Genomic DNA, 17,517 nt, shown 5'->3' on the forward strand with positions numbered 1-17,517 from the left:
GATGTGTACGTCAATAGTGCAGTTCTTTTACAGGCACCTTTGATCAGTAACTGTACTTGATCGATGTCATAAAATTTCGCGGTGGACCATAAGTTCCCCACGTGCTGTAGCTGGTAAGGTATTCCCTGTCGAAGATGTTGTTAACATTGACCGAGACTGACAGGTTGCTGTTTACCTGATAGCGGGCCATGAGATTGGCCAAAGCGTAACTTCCCTGCGTGAACCCCAGGTTTTCAACTTTAGAGCTCCAGTCCACGCCACCGCCTATTGTCAGCTTGTTCAGGGCTCCTGACAGCTTATAGGTAGTGAAGGTCTTGGCGATGTGTTGTGGCACATAGGTCATGAGCCGCGCGTCGTTGGCATCGCGGATATCGTTGTAGCTATAGCCTGCGCCGACCTGCCAGCCTTCTGTCAGCTCACCGTTGAATTCCAGTTCAACCCCTTTTGTCTCCGTGCCGCTTTCGGTGTCATAAATGGTGCGGTTGCCCAGCGTATACCAGTAGGCGCGGTTATCCAGCTCTGTTTTGTACAGCGAAAGACTGGCGTTGATCCGCCCTTCGTTGAAGCTGGACTTGATACCCACCTCGTAGCTGATCCCTTCTTCAGGATCGAGCGGGGAGTTGTTGATATCCAGGTAGCGGGCCAATTGAGGGTTGAAGATCTTGGTATAGCTTGCATAGACCGACCAGTTGTCGTCGAGTGCATGAACGAGGCCGGCATAAGGCACGAACAGTCCGGTTTTCTTGTTCAAACGCTCACTCTTGACGCCTGAGCTGAAGGTTGTGGAGTCCACGTCCCGTTTCCAGTCGGTCACGCGTCCGCCCAACAGTAGGCTGGTCGCATCGCTGAGGCTGAAGCGTGCGCTCAGGTAAGCGCTTTGCTGCGTTTCATTGGTGACCGTCTTTCCTGTTTTAGTGATGTTGTCCGGTTTTGGTAGTGTGTTTTCCAGGTCGAAGTAGTCGGCGACGTAGTAACTGCCGGTCGAGTAAGTGGCGTTATAGGTGGGGGCCTTGGACTGCAGGTCGGACAGTGTGATACCGCTGATCAGCTCATGCTCACGACCGAATAATGAAAACTTGCCTGTGAGATACGAGTCAAAGGTACTTTGTCGGCTGGTCGGTTGGTAACGTAGCAAGCTGCTGATATTGCTACCTGCGCCTGGTCGCGCAACGGTGCCAAAGGCGCCATACAATGAGCCGGAGCGATGCTCGGTATAGTTGAGTTCGGCTTTGCCGCTCCAGTTAGAGTTAAAATGATGCTCAACCGAGGCAAACACATTGCTCAGCTCGTGATCGTAGTATGACCATGAGGGACTGACGGTATCTGATGGGTCGAAATCGAAGCGTTGGCCGGTGCCGTAGAATAGCGGCATTCGGTTCATGGGCGCGTCGGTATCACGGGTGATGTGACTTGCGCCAAATGTGAGCAAGGTGCTGTCGTTGAGGTCAGCTTCTCCAATACCGTAGAAGGTGTAACTGTCTTGTTTGTAATTATCAACCCACGAGCCTTGGCGTTTATAATCTAACACCGCACGGCCTCTGATGTTGCCCGTCTCTGTCAGCGGGCCGGAGATATCTGCACTGCTTCCATAGCGGCTCCAGTTGCCTGCCTCTGCTGTCAAACTGACCTGAGGCTCATAAGTCGGGCGCTTGCGAACCATATTCACTGTGGCGGCAGGCGAGCCAAGACTATTCATCAACCCGGTGGCGCCGCGAACGACTTCAACCCGGTCATAAATCGCCGTGTTTTGGAGGTAGGTTTGCAGAGTGCTCGAGGTCTGTACGCCGTCAATCTGAAAACTATTAACCGTACTTCCTCTTGACGAGATAGTAGCGCTGTCTGTTCCATAGCCGGTGACATGCAGTACGCTGATCCCTGGCGTTGCTTCCAGGACATCTTCAAGATTTTCTAGCCGCTGGTCTTCCAGACGCTGGCTGGTTAATACCGTAATCGACTGTGGCGTATCCTTTGGAGAAAGGTTTAATCGTGTCGCGCTGCTCGTTGCATAAGTTGTGTAGGAGCCAGTTCCTTCAGTGATCGAGCCAGGCGCCTTACCCGAAATATCGACCGACGAAATCTCCAGCGCCCCACCTCCCTCCGGCCGCGAAACCAGATAACTCCCATCCCCGGTCTTCTGCACCTGCAACCCGCTACCGCTCACCAGCCGCTGCAACGCTTGCTCCACCGTCAAACTGGCCTTCAGCCCCTGCGCTTGCCGCCCTTCAGCAATATCGGTGGCAAACAGAATCCGGCTACCGGTCTGCCCGGCCAGGGCATTCAGCGCCTGGTCCAGTGCCTGCGGTGCGATGTCGAGCTGATAGGCCGTGTCCTGTGCCATGGCTGTGCCGGCCATCAGCAGGGCGGCGGCCAGCAGGCTCAGGCGTTGTGAGAGGCGTGGCGATGATCCGTTGTTACCCATGATTTCCCCAAATTGAGCAGTCGTTTTTGCGTTCTTCTGGGTCTATGGCGTATCAGCGGTTATCGATGTTGATGTGCGCTTGAAAATAAATCTCAACGGCTGCGGTACAGGGTCAGGCTGCCGTCACTGCCGCGCTGCACGGTCACTGGCAAGATGTTGGGCAGCAGGTTGATCAGCGCTTCCACTGACGCGCTGTCGAATTCGCCGGACAGGCGCAGTTCGCCGGTGCGGGCGTCGGCGACTCTGATCGGCGCCTGGCGGTAGTGCTGCAGGTCGGCGACCACTTCGCTGAGCGGCGTGCCATTGAAGCGCAGTTTGCCGTGTTGCCAGGCGGTCAGGGCTTGGGTATTGGCCGGTTGCGGGCGGTCGATGAGTTCGGCGCTGGCGCGCAGTTGTTCACCGGCCAGTACCCGGCGCGGGGTGTTGTGCAGGTTGTTGACTTCCACTTCGCCTTCGATCACTGCCACTTGCACGCCGCGGCGGTCGCTGCGTACGTCGAACACGGTACCGATGTCGCGAACTTGCACGCCTTGGCTACGGACGATGAACGGTTTTTCGCCGTGCACCACGGTGAACATGGCTTCGCCTTGCAGCAGTTCCAGTTGGCGGCTGCGCAGGCGGTGTTCGATGCGTAGCCGGGTGCCGGAGTTGAGCACCACCTGGCTGCCGTCTGCCAGGCTCAGTTGCTGGCGCTGGCCGAGGGCGACCTGGATGTCTTCGCTGCGCCAGCTTGGATCGAAGGTCCAGATAGCGGCGGCAATGGCCAGGCTGAGCAGGCCGCCGGCTGCCGCATTGCGCTGTTTGCGGCGTTTGGTCTGGGCCTTGCCTTCGGCCAGCAGCGCTTCGCGCGACGGCACCCGTTCGCGCAGGGCGTCGGTATAGGGCTGCAGGGCGTCTTCGCGAGGCGGTCGGTCGTCAGGTTTTTTCATTGCTGATTCTTCACAGCTGGCACGCCCGGCGTGCCGGTTCCCATTGTTGGGCGATGGCGCGCATGGCGCGGCCGAAGTGCTGGGTGATCATGTTCAATGACAGGCCCAGCTCTTCGGCGATTTCCTTTTGCGGCATGCCGTGGATGCGGTGCAGCAGGAACACCTGGCGCTGGCGCGCCGGCAAGGCCTCGATGATTGCCAGCAGTGCAGTGAGCTGCTGTTCAAAATCCAGTGCCTGGGCACCATCCCAATTGTCGAAGGCTGCTTCTGCTGGCAAGGGCTGGTTCAAATGCGCCTGGCGAGTGCGTTCGGCGCGCAGGCGGTCGATGGCCCGGTTGAAGGTCATCCTGCGCAAAAACGCCAGCGGTTGGCTGATGCTGTGTGTCGGTGGTTTCTCCAGCACTTGCAGACACACGTCATGCACCAGGTCCCGGGCAAAGTCGCGGCCTCGAAAACGCCGCCGCAGGCTGTCGACCAAGTCGTCGTAGTGCAAGGCGAGGGCTGCGATCAATTGTGGGTTGGGCGGCAAGTCGGACATGGTGTGCCAGATGCATATGAGAATTTATCGCATTATAGGCAGCGTACGATTTGATCGTCGAGGTGCAGGTTAATTGTTATCAGGCAGTGAGCGCGGGCGTGCAAAGGCCTTATCAATAAACTGTCACATTATTGTCATCTTGTATGGCCATGCTCCCGCCATCAGCAAATGCTGAGTAATGGACGAAATTTGCTCAATGGACTTTCGATATACGTCGGTTATCGGCACAATTCGCGTCCGCTTTTTTCAGGAGGCTCGCGGACTCCTGTTGGCCGACCTTTTATTACGGAAGCGAAATGATCAACACGCCGTACTACCTCATCGACAAACAGAAGCTGCTGGTCAACCTGGAGAAGATTGCTTACGTGCGCAAGCAGTCTGGCGCCAAGGCGCTGCTGGCGCTCAAGTGCTTCGCCACCTGGTCGGTGTTCGACCTGATGCAGCAGTACATGGACGGCACCACGTCCAGCTCGCTGTTCGAGCTCAAGCTCGGTCGGCAGAAGTTTGCAGGTGAGACCCATGCCTACAGCGTGGCCTGGGCCGATGACGAAATTGAAGAGATGGTCGCCAACTGCGACAAGATCATCTTCAACACCATCAGCCAACTGGAGCGTTTCGCTGACGCCACCGAAGGCAAGATCCGTGGCCTGCGTGTCAACCCGCAGGTGAGCAGCTCCGACTACCTGCTGGCCGACCCGGCGCGCCCGTTCAGCCGCCTGGGCGAGTGGGACCCGGAGAAGATTGCCGCAGTGATGGATAAAGTCTCAGGCTTTATGTTCCATAACAACTGTGAGAACGGTGACTTCGGCCTGTTTGATGAAATGCTGACAAAAATCGAGAATCGCTTCGGTGAGCTGCTGCACAAGGTCGAGTGGGTAAGCCTGGGTGGCGGTATCCACTTCACCGGCGAAGGCTATGCGCTGGACGAATTCTGCGCGCGCCTGAAGGGCTTCTCCGAGAAATACGGTGTGCAGGTGTACCTGGAACCGGGCGAGGCGAGCATCACCCAGAGTGCTTCGCTGGAAGTCACCGTGCTCGACACCCTGTACAACGGCAAGAATCTCGCCGTAGTCGACAGCTCCATCGAAGCGCACATGCTCGATCTGCTGATCTATCGCCTCAACGCCAAGATGGCCCCCAACGACGGCGAACACACTTATATGGTGTGCGGCAAGTCGTGCCTGGCCGGTGACATCTTCGGCGAGTACCAATTTGATCGTCCGCTGGCCATCGGCGATCGGCTGTCGTTTGTCGACGCAGCGGGTTACACCATGGTCAAGAAGAACTGGTTCAACGGTCTGAAAATGCCGGCCATTGTCGTGAAGCAACTCGACGGCAGCGTCGAAGTGGTTCGCGAGTTCGGTTTTGAAGATTATCTGTCCAGCCTGTCCTGAGCAGGCTCTGTCGTAGGAGACATGAAGAAATTGAAGAAGAACGTTCTTATCATTGGTGCAGGAGGTGTCGCCAAGGTGGTGGCCCACAAGTGCGCGCAGCACAACGACGAGCTCGGTCGTATTGCCATCGCGTCGCGCAACATCTCCAAATGCCAGGCCATCATCGACAGCGTCAAGGCCAAGGGCAGCCTCAAGCAGCCCGCTGATATCCAGGCCTTTTCCCTGAATGCACTGGATATCGAAGCGACCAAGGCGCTGATTCGCGAGACTGAATCGCAGATCGTCATCAACGTCGGCTCAGCTTTCCTCAATATGTCGGTGCTGCGTGCCTGCATCGATACCGGCGTGGCCTATCTGGACACCGCCATTCACGAAGAACCGGGCAAAATCTGCGAGACGCCGCCCTGGTATGGCAACTACGAGTGGAAACACCTCGAGGAATGCCAGCAGAAGAACGTGACCGCCATCCTCGGCGTGGGCTTTGATCCGGGTGTGGTCAATGCTTATGCAGCTTTGGCGCAGCAACAGCATTTCGACCGGATTGATTCGATCGACATCCTCGACGTCAATGCCGGCTCCCATGGCAAATATTTCGCCACCAATTTCGACCCGGAGATCAATTTCCGGGAATTCACCGGGCAGGTGTGGAGCTGGCAGAACAGCCAGTGGACCAGCAACACCATGTTCGAGGTCAAGCGCACCGACGACTTGCCGGTCGTGGGTTCGCAGAACCTGTACCTGACCGGTCACGATGAAGTGCACTCGTTGTCGAAGAACCTGGACGTACCGAACGTGCGCTTCTGGATGAGCTTCGGCGAGCACTACATCAACGTTTTCACCGTGCTGAAGAACCTCGGCCTGCTGTCTGAAAAACCGGTGAAAACCGCTGAAGGTCTGGAAGTCGTGCCGCTGAAAGTGGTCAAGGCCGTGCTGCCGGACCCAGCCTCGCTGGCGCCGGGCTACACCGGCAAGACCTGCATCGGTGATCTGGTCAAGGGCACCAAGGATGGCAAGGCACGTGAAGTGTTCATCTATAACGTTGCCGACCACACCGAAGCCTTCGCTGAGACTGACAGCCAGGGCATCTCCTACACCGCTGGTGTTCCGCCAGTCGCCGCTGCACTGTTGGTGGCCCGTGGTGAATGGGATGTGAAACACATGGCCAACGTTGAAGAACTGCCAGCCGAGCCGTTCCTCAAGCTGCTGGACGTGATGGGCCTGCCGACTCGTATCAAGGACGAGCACGGCGACCGCCCATGGGATCAGGCGGTCTAAGCCTGACGGGTTGAAAGAAAAGGATCGCTGCGGCGGTCCTTTTCTGTTTCTGAGAGCCAGCAGACATTCCCTGAACAATCACCGACAATCGCACGCCATCGCTCAGTCAAACCATCGCTCAATCAAAGGGAGTTGCGTCGTGTCGGTTTCCATCATTCAGCGGCTGTGCCTGTTCACCATGACCTTGCTTGTGCCGCTGCTGGTCAGTGCGGCCAATGCGCCGCAGATCTATGGCGAAATGGACGCCGACCGGTTTCAGGAAATCACCCGCAGCACCTACAACCTGCAAGACTTCGCCGAGCATTATCGGGCCACTCTGGAGATCTCCGCCGAGGACGAGGTATTTCGCCCAGGTATCATCCGTATCTATAACAAGCAGGACGGCGCCGAGTTGCTTCAGGTGCGTTCTGATGAACTGGTGCTGAACACCGATCCGAAGACTGGCAAGGTCAAGGCCAATGTGCACGAGTTGCCGTACGGCGAGCAGAGTGTGCTGATTTATGACGATTTCAACTTCGACGGCATCAAGGATCTGGCGCTGATGGACGGCCAGTTCAGTTGCTATCACGGCCCGTCGTATCAGGTGTTTCTTGGCACTGCCGAGGGGTTTCGGCGAAGTGAGGCGTTTACCGAGCTGGCGCAGAATTATTGCGGCTTCTTCAACTACAACGCCCAGACGCGCCGGGTCAGTACCATGGCCAAGAGTGGCTGTTGCAGCCATTGGTTTACCACTTACCGCATCGATAACGGTGAGCCCGTAATTGAAGTGGAGACGGCGATTGATGCCAGCGGTGTGGCCGGTTTGCCTAGAGAAACCCGCTGGCGGGAAGTCGATGGTAAGCGTGTCAGTACCACCCGGACGCTGTGGGACCCGGCCGAAGAAATCCAGACCCTGCTGGCGTTCCGGCTGGCGCCATCGGGCAAGCGCATCATTCTGTTCCGTTGGGGCGACCACTCACCGGTCTACTATGTGGCGGTCGATAACAACAACGAAGTCGGCCTGGTTTACCCCGAGGCAGAGCCGCAAGCGTTCGATTACGACGGCGTGCGTCAGGTGCTGAGTTTCGTTCGTGGCGACACCACCTACCGGATTGTTGGCGACAAGCGGGGCAAGCCGAACAATATGGAAGTGGTGATTCGCGGCAAGACCACTGAACTGAAGCTGCTGGCAGGGCCGATCGAAGGTTCGCTCAAGCAAGTAGGCCAGGCGTTGCAGGATGCCCAGTAGCGTTCAGAGGTTGATGACATCAGGCCGGCACCGCTAACTGCACGCGATTACGGCCTTGGTGTTTGGCCTGGTAAAGCGCCTGGTCGGCGCGCAACAGCAGTTGTTTAAGCGGCTCGGCGTCTTGGGTGGTCACCACGCCGATGCTTACTGTGGCCTCGATCAGCCTGCCGGCCCCGAGATCAAGCGGAGTGTGTGCAAAACGCTGGCGAATATTTTCAGCAATCTGGCCTGCTTCATCTGCAGAGCTTACCGGCACCAGAATTGAAAACTCCTCACCCCCGACCCGGCCAAATAGACCGCGCTCGCCCAGGCACTCGCTGGCCACCTGGGTGAAGTTCACCAGTACCTGGTCGCCGGCTGAATGGCCCCAAGTGTCATTGATGCTTTTGAAACGATCAATATCGAGCATCAGCACAGCCAGCAATGGGCTCTGGCGCTGCTGCGCCTGCAGGCATTGGGTAGCTTGATCATGGAACGCGCGCCGGTTGAGCAGGCCGCTGAGTTGGTCATGCGAGGCGAGGTGCTGGACCTGTTGCAGGAGCTGCTGACGCGCAGCAGAAATGATCGCCACCGTCAAAGGGGTGAGGGTCAGCAGCAGGATGCCAATACGAATCGACTGCAGGTCGGCCACTGCCAGTGGCCAGGTAACCGAGAGGTCGAGGTAATGTTGGGAGATGGCGATGGTCGTCCAACTGCTGAAGATTAGCGTCACGACGGTCGCGCCAAACAGGTTGTAACTCAAGGCGCACCAGAGCAGTGCCGGTACCGAGAACATCACTGCACCAGGGCCGCCAATCCACAACGCAGCGGCGCTGGACAGAACCAAGGCCAGCAATGGAATGCTTTGTCGATAAAGGCCCGGCAAGCTGGCGGTCTGTCGGAAGTTTCGCCACCATTGGCGCGTCTGTTGTGGCGTGGGGGCGGCCAGCACCATCGGCAGGATGATCGCGTAATGGACGATTTCCCCGAGGCTCCAGAAATAGAAGCCACTGGCAAAGGGCTGTCCGAACAGGTACTGCATGGCTGCCGCGCCGGCCAGGCCGGCACTGACCGATGCCGCAAGACTGACCAGAATCAGATGCAGTACCGACTCGGTTGTTTGCAGGGACAAATGAGGTTTGGCCAGCCGTGACAGGTAGAAGCAGCCGATCGCGGCGCCAACCAGATTCGCACAGGTCAGCAGCAAGGCGGTGGGCAGTGTGCTGCCGGTCAACACGTCGGCGGCCACGAACCCCACCAGCGCACCCAGCCAGCCTTGCGGTGTCGCCATCTGCGGATTACGCACCATAAGGCCTGCCAGGATGGCGTTCGCGGGCCATAGAGACGAAAGGGTGCCGAGCGGGCGAGCCATGATGCCGAACAGGGCCGCTATAAAAATGATCAACATGATAAGGCAGGAGGCCTTTATCCGCATTTCGACACTCCTGTCCGCTAAAGGCTTGTTGCTATTACTGTCTCGGCAGTCAAGATGGCATATTGGTCTGACCGATGAAAGCACTGTTTCCGGGTAGATGCCACATTCAAGGCTCTGGCAATGGGGTTGCCGGACGTCAGTGGGCTTGCGCTGGCGAATAGGCGCCGCGGCGGGCAACTTTCGATGGGGCTGGTGTCCAACCAGCCGTATTGGGAACAATGCCCGAGGCGTATAGTTGATCAATGCCAATTTGCCCACAGGCGGTGCGCCAGCGTTTTGTGGGTTGCAATGCGGTCTTTGCCTGAACAGGGACGATAGCCATGTTACGAGTAATTTCGCGTGTTTGAAGAACTGTCCGCCAAGCCTTCTATAGATGCAAGTCTGTTGGGTGCCAGCTATTCACCCAAGGCGTTGATCGAGCGTGAGCGCAAGGTACTCGGCCAGATTGCCGCGGGCGTGCCGCTGGCTGAGGTGCTCAGTGATCTGGTGATCGCTGTGGAAGCGCAAAGTGAAAACATGATGGCCTCGGTGTTGTTCCTGAGTGAGGACGGCCATTACATGTTGCATGGCGCGGCCCCCAGCCTGCCGGCGGCTTATAACGAGGCCATTCATGGCATTGCCATCGGCGAAGGGATCGGCTCGTGTGGCACGGCCGCTGCGCGTGGCAGTGCAGTGTTCGTCAATGATATTGCCAATGACCCGTTGTGGGAGGGCTATGCGGACCTGGCGGTCTCGCATGGTCTGCGTTCTTGCTGGTCGATGCCGATCAAGGCTGCTGATGGTGTGGTGCTGGGCACCTTCGCGGTTTATTACGGTGAACCACGAGCGCCGACACCGGGGGATATCGAAGCCATTGCGGTGATCGCCCAGACTGCCGCGCTGGCGATTGAAAGGCATCGTTCCGACCAGAGGCTGCGCAATAGCAAAGATGAGTTACGCGCCCTCAACAGCGAACTTGAGCGCAAGGTCAATGAGCGTGCCACCGAGCGCAGCCGTACCTGGATGCTCAGTCCTGACTTGCTTTCGGTCATCAATGCGCAAGGCGTGATTGAAGCCTGTAACCCAGCGTGGCGAATCACGTTGGGCTGGTCGCCTGAAGATGTGCATGCGCCCTTGTTCTCGTTCATTCATCCGGATGATCTGGCGCAGAGCGAGATGATGTTTGCCAAGGCGGCGCAAGGCAGGCCTGTTTTGCGTTTCGAAAATCGCTGTCGGCATCGGGACGGCAGTTATCGCTGGCTTTCATGGGTGGCGGTTCTGGAGGATGGCAAGGTCTATTGCAGTGCGCGGGATATCACCGCCGAGAAAGAGCAGGCCAATGTATTAGCCATGCGTACGCGCGAGCGTGATCGTGCCTGGGGGTTGTCTCAAGAACTGCTGGTCATTGCCTCGCCGGACGGTGTACTCGATGAGGTCAATGCGCGCTGGCCGGAGCAATTGGGCTGGTCAGAGCAGGAGTTGGTGGGCAAGCGGCTTAACCAGCATATTCATCCGGAAGATCTTGAGGCGACACTCGCCAGTTTTCGCGGCATCGCGTTGGCGCCGTTGACTGTGCCGTATCAGTTCCGGCTTCGACACCGCGACGGCAGCTATAAATGGTTTAGCTGGACGGCCACCTTTCAGGACGGTCGGATCTATGCGGCGGGGCGTCACGTGACGGCTGAGCGCGAGCAGGCAGAGGCATTGCGACAGGCGCAGAAGATGGAAGCGGTGGGGCAGTTGACCGGCGGCGTTGCTCATGACTTCAACAACCTGTTGACGGTGATCCGATCTTCAACCGATCTGCTGCTGCGGCCGGATCTTAATCAAGAGCGGCGCACCCGCTATATAAAAGCGATCTCGGAAACGGTTGATCGCGCGGCGAAGCTGACTGGGCAGTTGCTGGCGTTCGCACGGCGCCAGACACTCAAGCCGGAAGTGTTTGGTGCGGGCGACAGCGTCAGGGCGATCGGCGCAATGATCGGCACTTTGACGGGGTCGCGGATCGAGATTGTGACGGATCTCCCCGAGCAGGCTTGCTTCGTCAATGCCGATCCGAATCAGTTTGATACCGCTCTGGTAAACATGCTGGTCAATGCACGAGATGCCATGAACGGTCAGGGCAAACTTACCATTGCGGTCCGCGCCGTAGAGTCCATGCCTGCGGTGCGAGGCCATGCGGCGGTGGCCGGTGCTTTTGTCGCGGTGTCGATCAGCGATACCGGCACCGGTATCCCGATGACGCATCTTGAGCGCATTTTTGAGCCTTTCTATACCACCAAGGGGGTTGGTCAGGGCACCGGGCTTGGGCTTAGTCAGGTGTTCGGCTTTGCCAAACAGTCGGGTGGCGAAATAGCGGTTGCCAGTGAGTGGGGTAAAGGCACCACGTTTACGCTTTATCTGCCGCGTGTCGAAGGGCAGGAGCGGGGGGCGCAGCCCTGCGACCCGGATGAACCGCTTGAGGAAGGCCATGGAACCCGAGTGCTGGTGGTTGAAGACAATCCGGATGTGGGCGTCTTTGCGACCCAGGCACTTGCCGAGTTGGGCTACATCACGGTATTGGCCGGTGATGCTCATACCGCACTGGCTGAGCTGAGCGCGGGTGTCGACCGGTTTGATGTGGTGTTCTCCGATGTGGTCATGCCCGGAATGAGCGGTATCGACCTGCTGCATGAACTGCGTCGATGTTACCCGGCCTTGCCGGTGGTGTTGACCTCAGGCTACAGCGACGTACTTGCCAAGCACGGTGCCGATGGCTTTGAACTGTTGCAAAAGCCCTATTCGGTTGATGAGTTGTCGCGGATCCTGCGCAAAGTCACTTCACGATAGGCAGGTATATAGAAGGGGAGGTATTTGGGAGCTTCGAAGCTAATTTCGAGATATTTGAAATTAACGGTTGACGGGGTTTCAGATGTCCTTATAATGCGCACCACTTCCAACGCGGAATGAACGAGAAACTCCTTGGTAATCAACGAGTTAGGAGTTCAGAAAGGGTTGGAGGCGGTGCGAGCCTCCTGGCTCCGGCGGTGAAAAAGGCAGTTGACAGCAACTTAGGATGCTGTAAGATTCGCCTCCCGCTGACGAGTTAGTCGAAAGATGCTCGGCACGCTGTTCGGTTCTAGCGTTTCGAAGTTTTGAATGAGTTTGAAACTTCTGAAAATAAATGCTTGACAGAACAAGAGGTTAGCGTAGAATGCGCGCCTCGGTTGAAGCGAAAGGCTCAACCAACCGCTCTTTAACAATTGAATCAAGCAATTCGTGTGGGTGCTTGCGCTGTCAGACTGAGAGTCAACAGATTATCAGCAACGTAAGTGGCCATGCGAGAAATAACATAGTCATTTGAGATTGCTGAGCCAAGTTTAGGGTTTTCTCAAAACCCAAGCAGTATTGAACTGAAGAGTTTGATCATGGCTCAGATTGAACGCTGGCGGCAGGCCTAACACATGCAAGTCGAGCGGTAGAGAGAAGCTTGCTTCTCTTGAGAGCGGCGGACGGGTGAGTAATGCCTAGGAATCTGCCTGATAGTGGGGGATAACGTCCGGAAACGGACGCTAATACCGCATACGTCCTACGGGAGAAAGTGGGGGCTCTTCGGACCTCACGCTATCAGATGAGCCTAGGTCGGATTAGCTAGTTGGTGGGGTAAAGGCTCACCAAGGCGACGATCCGTAACTGGTCTGAGAGGATGATCAGTCACACTGGAACTGAGACACGGTCCAGACTCCTACGGGAGGCAGCAGTGGGGAATATTGGACAATGGGCGAAAGCCTGATCCAGCCATGCCGCGTGTGTGAAGAAGGTCTTCGGATTGTAAAGCACTTTAAGTTGGGAGGAAGGGTCGTTACCTAATACGTGACGATTTTGACGTTACCGACAGAATAAGCACCGGCTAACTCTGTGCCAGCAGCCGCGGTAATACAGAGGGTGCAAGCGTTAATCGGAATTACTGGGCGTAAAGCGCGCGTAGGTGGTTTGTTAAGTTGGATGTGAAATCCCCGGGCTCAACCTGGGAACTGCATCCAAAACTGGCAAGCTAGAGTAGGGCAGAGGGTGGTGGAATTTCCTGTGTAGCGGTGAAATGCGTAGATATAGGAAGGAACACCAGTGGCGAAGGCGACCACCTGGGCTCATACTGACACTGAGGTGCGAAAGCGTGGGGAGCAAACAGGATTAGATACCCTGGTAGTCCACGCCGTAAACGATGTCAACTAGCCGTTGGAATCCTTGAGATTTTAGTGGCGCAGCTAACGCATTAAGTTGACCGCCTGGGGAGTACGGCCGCAAGGTTAAAACTCAAATGAATTGACGGGGGCCCGCACAAGCGGTGGAGCATGTGGTTTAATTCGAAGCAACGCGAAGAACCTTACCAGGCCTTGACATCCAATGAACTTTCCAGAGATGGATTGGTGCCTTCGGGAACATTGAGACAGGTGCTGCATGGCTGTCGTCAGCTCGTGTCGTGAGATGTTGGGTTAAGTCCCGTAACGAGCGCAACCCTTGTCCTTAGTTACCAGCACGTTATGGTGGGCACTCTAAGGAGACTGCCGGTGACAAACCGGAGGAAGGTGGGGATGACGTCAAGTCATCATGGCCCTTACGGCCTGGGCTACACACGTGCTACAATGGTCGGTACAGAGGGTTGCCAAACCGCGAGGTGGAGCTAATCTCACAAAACCGATCGTAGTCCGGATCGCAGTCTGCAACTCGACTGCGTGAAGTCGGAATCGCTAGTAATCGCGAATCAGAATGTCGCGGTGAATACGTTCCCGGGCCTTGTACACACCGCCCGTCACACCATGGGAGTGGGTTGCACCAGAAGTAGCTAGTCTAACCTTCGGGAGGACGGTTACCACGGTGTGATTCATGACTGGGGTGAAGTCGTAACAAGGTAGCCGTAGGGGAACCTGCGGCTGGATCACCTCCTTAATCGACGACCCAGCTGCGTCGTAAGTTCCCACACGAATTGCTTGATTCATTGAAGAAGACGATAGAAGTAGCTCCAAGCTTTAAGCTGCAAGCTTCAGGCTTGATTGTTGTAGGCATCAAGATCTAGGTCTGTAGCTCAGTTGGTTAGAGCGCACCCCTGATAAGGGTGAGGTCGGCAGTTCAAATCTGCCCAGACCTACCAGTTCCCTGGGGCCATAGCTCAGCTGGGAGAGCGCCTGCCTTGCACGCAGGAGGTCAGCGGTTCGATCCCGCTTGGCTCCACCATTAACTGCTTCCTTGGTTAGAAAATAGAAATGAATATTCGCGGTGCGAATGTTGATTTCTGGTTTTTACCAGATCGTTCTTTAAAAATTCGGATATGTGAAACATTTTAGACTGTGCACCACTTTCACTGGTGGGGTGCAGGCTAAGGCAAAGAAAGTTTGTTGAATCAAGCTTTCGGCGAATGTCGTCTTCACAGTATAACCAGATAGCTTGGGGTTATATGGTCAAGTGAAGAAGCGCATACGGTGGATGCCTTGGCAGTCAGAGGCGATGAAAGACGTGGTAGCCTGCGATAAGCTTCGGGGAGTCGGCAAACAGACTTTGATCCGGAGATCTCTGAATGGGGGAACCCACTCAGCACAAGCTGAGTATCTTGCACTGAATACATAGGTGCAAGAGGCGAACCAGGGGAACTGAAACATCTAAGTACCCTGAGGAATAGAAATCAACCGAGATTCCCTTAGTAGTGGCGAGCGAACGGGGACCAGCCCTTAAGTGGCTTGGAGATTAGCGGAACGCTCTGGAAAGTGCGGCCATAGTGGGTGATAGCCCTGTACGCGAAAATCTCCTTGTCATGAAATCGAGTAGGACGGGGCACGAGAAACCTTGTCTGAATATGGGGGGACCATCCTCCAAGGCTAAATACTACTGACTGACCGATAGTGAACCAGTACCGTGAGGGAAAGGCGAAAAGAACCGCGGAGAGCGGAGTGAAATAGAACCTGAAACCGTATGCGTACAAGCAGTGGGAGCCTACTTGTTAGGTGACTGCGTACCTTTTGTATAATGGGTCAGCGACTTATATTCAGTGGCAAGCTTAACCGTATAGGGGAGGCGTAGCGAAAGCGAGTCTTAATAGGGCGTTTAGTCGCTGGGTATAGACCCGAAACCGGGCGATCTATCCATGGGCAGGTTGAAGGTTAGGTAACACTGACTGGAGGACCGAACCGACTACCGTTGAAAAGTTAGCGGATGACCTGTGGATCGGAGTGAAAGGCTAATCAAGCTCGGAGATAGCTGGTTCTCCTCGAAAGCTATTTAGGTAGCGCCTCATGTATCACTGTAGGGGGTAGAGCACTGTTTCGGCTAGGGGGTCATCCCGACTTACCAAACCGATGCAAACTCCGAATACCTACAAGTGCCGAGCATGGGAGACACACGGCGGGTGCTAACGTCCGTCGTGAAAAGGGAAACAACCCAGACCGTCAGCTAAGGTCCCAAAGTCATGGTTAAGTGGGAAACGATGTGGGAAGGCTTAGACAGCTAGGAGGTTGGCTTAGAAGCAGCCACCCTTTAAAGAAAGCGTAATAGCTCACTAGTCGAGTCGGCCTGCGCGGAAGATGTAACGGGGCTCAAACCATGCACCGAAGCTACGGGTATCACCTTTTGGTGATGCGGTAGAGGAGCGTTCTGTAAGCCTGTGAAGGTGAGTTGAGAAGCTTGCTGGAGGTATCAGAAGTGCGAATGCTGACATGAGTAACGACAATGGGAGTGAAAAACTCCCACGCCGAAAGACCAAGGTTTCCTGCGCAACGTTAATCGACGCAGGGTTAGTCGGTCCCTAAGGCGAGGCTGAAAAGCGTAGTCGATGGAAAACAGGTTAATATTCCTGTACTTCCGGTTATTGCGATGGAGGGACGGAGAAGGCTAGGCCAGCCTGGCGTTGGTTGTCCAGGTTTAAGGTGGTAGGCTGGGATCTTAGGCAAATCCGGGATCCCAAGGCCGAGAGCTGATGACGAGTGTTCTTTAGAACATGAAGTGGTTGATGCCATGCTTCCAGGAAAAGCTCCTAAGCTTCAGATAATCGGGAACCGTACCCCAAACCGACACAGGTGGTTAGGTAGAGAATACCAAGGCGCTTGAGAGAACTCGGGTGAAGGAACTAGGCAAAATGGCACCGTAACTTCGGGAGAAGGTGCGCCGGTGAGGGTGAAGGACTTGCTCCGTAAGCCCATGCCGGTCGAAGATACCAGGCCGCTGCGACTGTTTATTAAAAACACAGCACTCTGCAAACACGAAAGTGGACGTATAGGGTGTGACGCCTGCCCGGTGCCGGAAGGTTAATTGATGGGGTTAGCGCAAGCGAAGCTCTTGATCGAAGCCCCGGTAAACGGCGGCCGTAACTATAACGGTCCTAAGGTAGCGAAATTCCTTGTCGGGTAAGTTCCGACCTGCACGAATGGCGTAACGATGGCGGCGCTGTCTCCACCCGAGACTCAGTGAAATTGAAATCGCTGTGAAGATGCAGTGTATCCGCGGCTAGACGGAAAGACCCCGTGAACCTTTACTATAGCTTTGCACTGGACTTTGAATTTGCTTGTGTAGGATAGGTGGGAGGCTATGAAGCGTGGACGCCAGTCTGCGTGGAGCCATCCTTGAAATACCACCCTGGCAACTTTGAGGTTCTAACTCAGGTCCGTTATCCGGATCGAGGACAGTGTATGGTGGGTAGTTTGACTGGGGCGGTCTCCTCCCAAAGAGTAACGGAGGAGTACGAAGGTGCGCTCAGACCGGTCGGAAATCGGTCGTAGAGTATAAAGGCAAAAGCGCGCTTGACTGCGAGACCCACACGTCGAGCAGGTACGAAAGTAGGTCTTAGTGATCCGGTGGTTCTGTATGGAAGGGCCATCGCTCAACGGATAAAAGGTACTCCGGGGATAACAGGCTGATACCGCCCAAGAGTTCATATCGACGGCGGTGTTTGGCACCTCGATGTCGGCTCATCACATCCTGGGGCTGAAGCCGGTCCCAAGGGTATGGCTGTTCGCCATTTAAAGTGGTACGCGAGCTGGGTTTAGAACGTCGTGAGACAGTTCGGTCCCTATCTGCCGTGGACGTTTGAGATTTGAGAGGGGCTGCTCCTAGTACGAGAGGACCGGAGTGGACGAACCTCTGGTGTTCCGGTTGTCACGCCAGTGGCATTGCCGGGTAGCTATGTTCGGAAAAGATAACCGCTGAAAGCATCTAAGCGGGAAACTTGCCTCAAGATGAGATCTCACTGGGATCTTGAATCCCCTAAAGGGCCGTCGAAGACTACGACGTTGATAGGTGGGGTGTGTAAGCGCTGTGAGGCGTTGAGCTAACCCATACTAATTGCCCGTGAGGCTTGACCATATAACACCCAAGCCAT

At 56.0% G+C, this 17,517-nt stretch carries 7 protein-coding genes, 2 tRNA genes, 2 rRNA genes and 3 pseudogenes; 10 read left to right on the plus strand and 4 right to left on the minus strand.

Annotated elements, in window-relative coordinates; translation table 11 throughout:
• Positions 1–43 precede the first annotated feature (43 nt).
• The 3 genes from NJC40_RS10755 to NJC40_RS10765 all read right to left on the minus strand — a co-directional run bounded on the left by NJC40_RS10755 (position 44) and on the right by NJC40_RS10765 (position 3,886).
• A complete protein-coding gene (locus tag NJC40_RS10755; RefSeq protein WP_253142867.1) occupies positions 44–2,419 on the minus strand; it encodes a TonB-dependent siderophore receptor in 2,376 nt (791 codons plus the stop codon).
• Positions 2,420–2,511: 92 nt separating this feature from the next.
• Positions 2,512–3,348 (minus strand): FecR family protein, encoded by an 837-nt coding sequence (locus NJC40_RS10760; RefSeq protein ID WP_253142866.1) that lies wholly within the window; start codon positions 3,346–3,348, stop codon positions 2,512–2,514.
• Positions 3,349–3,358: 10 nt separating this feature from the next.
• Positions 3,359–3,886, minus strand: coding sequence for an RNA polymerase sigma factor (locus NJC40_RS10765; RefSeq protein ID WP_253142865.1), 528 nt, complete (start codon positions 3,884–3,886; stop codon positions 3,359–3,361).
• Positions 3,887–4,182: 296 nt separating this feature from the next.
• On the opposite strand from NJC40_RS10765, the gene NJC40_RS10770 reads away from it, so the two are divergent.
• The 3 genes from NJC40_RS10770 to NJC40_RS10780 all read left to right on the plus strand — a co-directional run bounded on the left by NJC40_RS10770 (position 4,183) and on the right by NJC40_RS10780 (position 7,783).
• The gene (locus NJC40_RS10770) at positions 4,183–5,280 is read left to right on the plus strand and encodes a carboxynorspermidine decarboxylase (RefSeq protein ID WP_253117879.1); all 1,098 of its coding nucleotides are present in this window, start codon (positions 4,183–4,185) and stop codon (positions 5,278–5,280) included.
• Positions 5,281–5,310: 30 nt separating this feature from the next.
• Positions 5,311–6,555 carry a saccharopine dehydrogenase family protein gene (locus tag NJC40_RS10775; protein WP_045494286.1) on the plus strand — a complete coding sequence of 415 codons (1,245 nt, stop codon included), beginning with the start codon at positions 5,311–5,313 and terminating at the stop codon, positions 6,553–6,555.
• Between the two features lie 178 nt (positions 6,556–6,733).
• Positions 6,734–7,783 carry an XAC2610-related protein gene (locus tag NJC40_RS10780; protein ID WP_290447786.1) on the plus strand — a complete coding sequence of 350 codons (1,050 nt, stop codon included), beginning with the start codon at positions 6,734–6,736 and terminating at the stop codon, positions 7,781–7,783.
• A gap of 19 nt (positions 7,784–7,802) precedes the next feature.
• Here NJC40_RS10780 and NJC40_RS10785 read toward each other — a convergent pair whose 3' ends face one another.
• Positions 7,803–9,071, minus strand: a complete 1,269-nt coding sequence (locus NJC40_RS10785; protein WP_442965446.1) for a GGDEF domain-containing protein — start codon at positions 9,069–9,071, stop codon at positions 7,803–7,805.
• A gap of 684 nt (positions 9,072–9,755) precedes the next feature.
• On the opposite strand from NJC40_RS10785, the pseudogene NJC40_RS10790 reads away from it, so the two are divergent.
• The 7 genes and pseudogenes from NJC40_RS10790 to NJC40_RS10820 form a co-directional block, all read left to right on the plus strand.
• A pseudogene (locus NJC40_RS10790) lies at positions 9,756–10,457 on the plus strand (GAF domain-containing protein); the annotation flags it as partial.
• Positions 10,458–10,526: 69 nt separating this feature from the next.
• Positions 10,527–11,525: pseudogene (locus NJC40_RS10795) on the plus strand (sensor histidine kinase); the annotation flags it as partial.
• Between the two features lie 192 nt (positions 11,526–11,717).
• Positions 11,718–12,005: pseudogene (locus tag NJC40_RS10800) on the plus strand (response regulator); the annotation flags it as partial.
• Positions 12,006–12,565: 560 nt separating this feature from the next.
• Positions 12,566–14,102, plus strand: a 16S ribosomal RNA gene (locus NJC40_RS10805).
• 125 nt (positions 14,103–14,227) lie between these two features.
• Positions 14,228–14,304, plus strand: a tRNA-Ile gene (locus NJC40_RS10810).
• Positions 14,305–14,311: 7 nt separating this feature from the next.
• Positions 14,312–14,387: transfer RNA gene (locus NJC40_RS10815), tRNA-Ala, on the plus strand.
• 222 nt (positions 14,388–14,609) lie between these two features.
• Positions 14,610–17,501, plus strand: a 23S ribosomal RNA gene (locus tag NJC40_RS10820).
• Together the 16S and 23S rRNA genes with 2 tRNA genes alongside form the textbook arrangement of a ribosomal RNA operon.
• Positions 17,502–17,517 lie beyond the last annotated feature (16 nt).

The sequence above is a fragment of the Pseudomonas sp. 21LCFQ02 genome, assembly GCF_024129895.2.
Taxonomy (GTDB): domain Bacteria; phylum Pseudomonadota; class Gammaproteobacteria; order Pseudomonadales; family Pseudomonadaceae; genus Aquipseudomonas.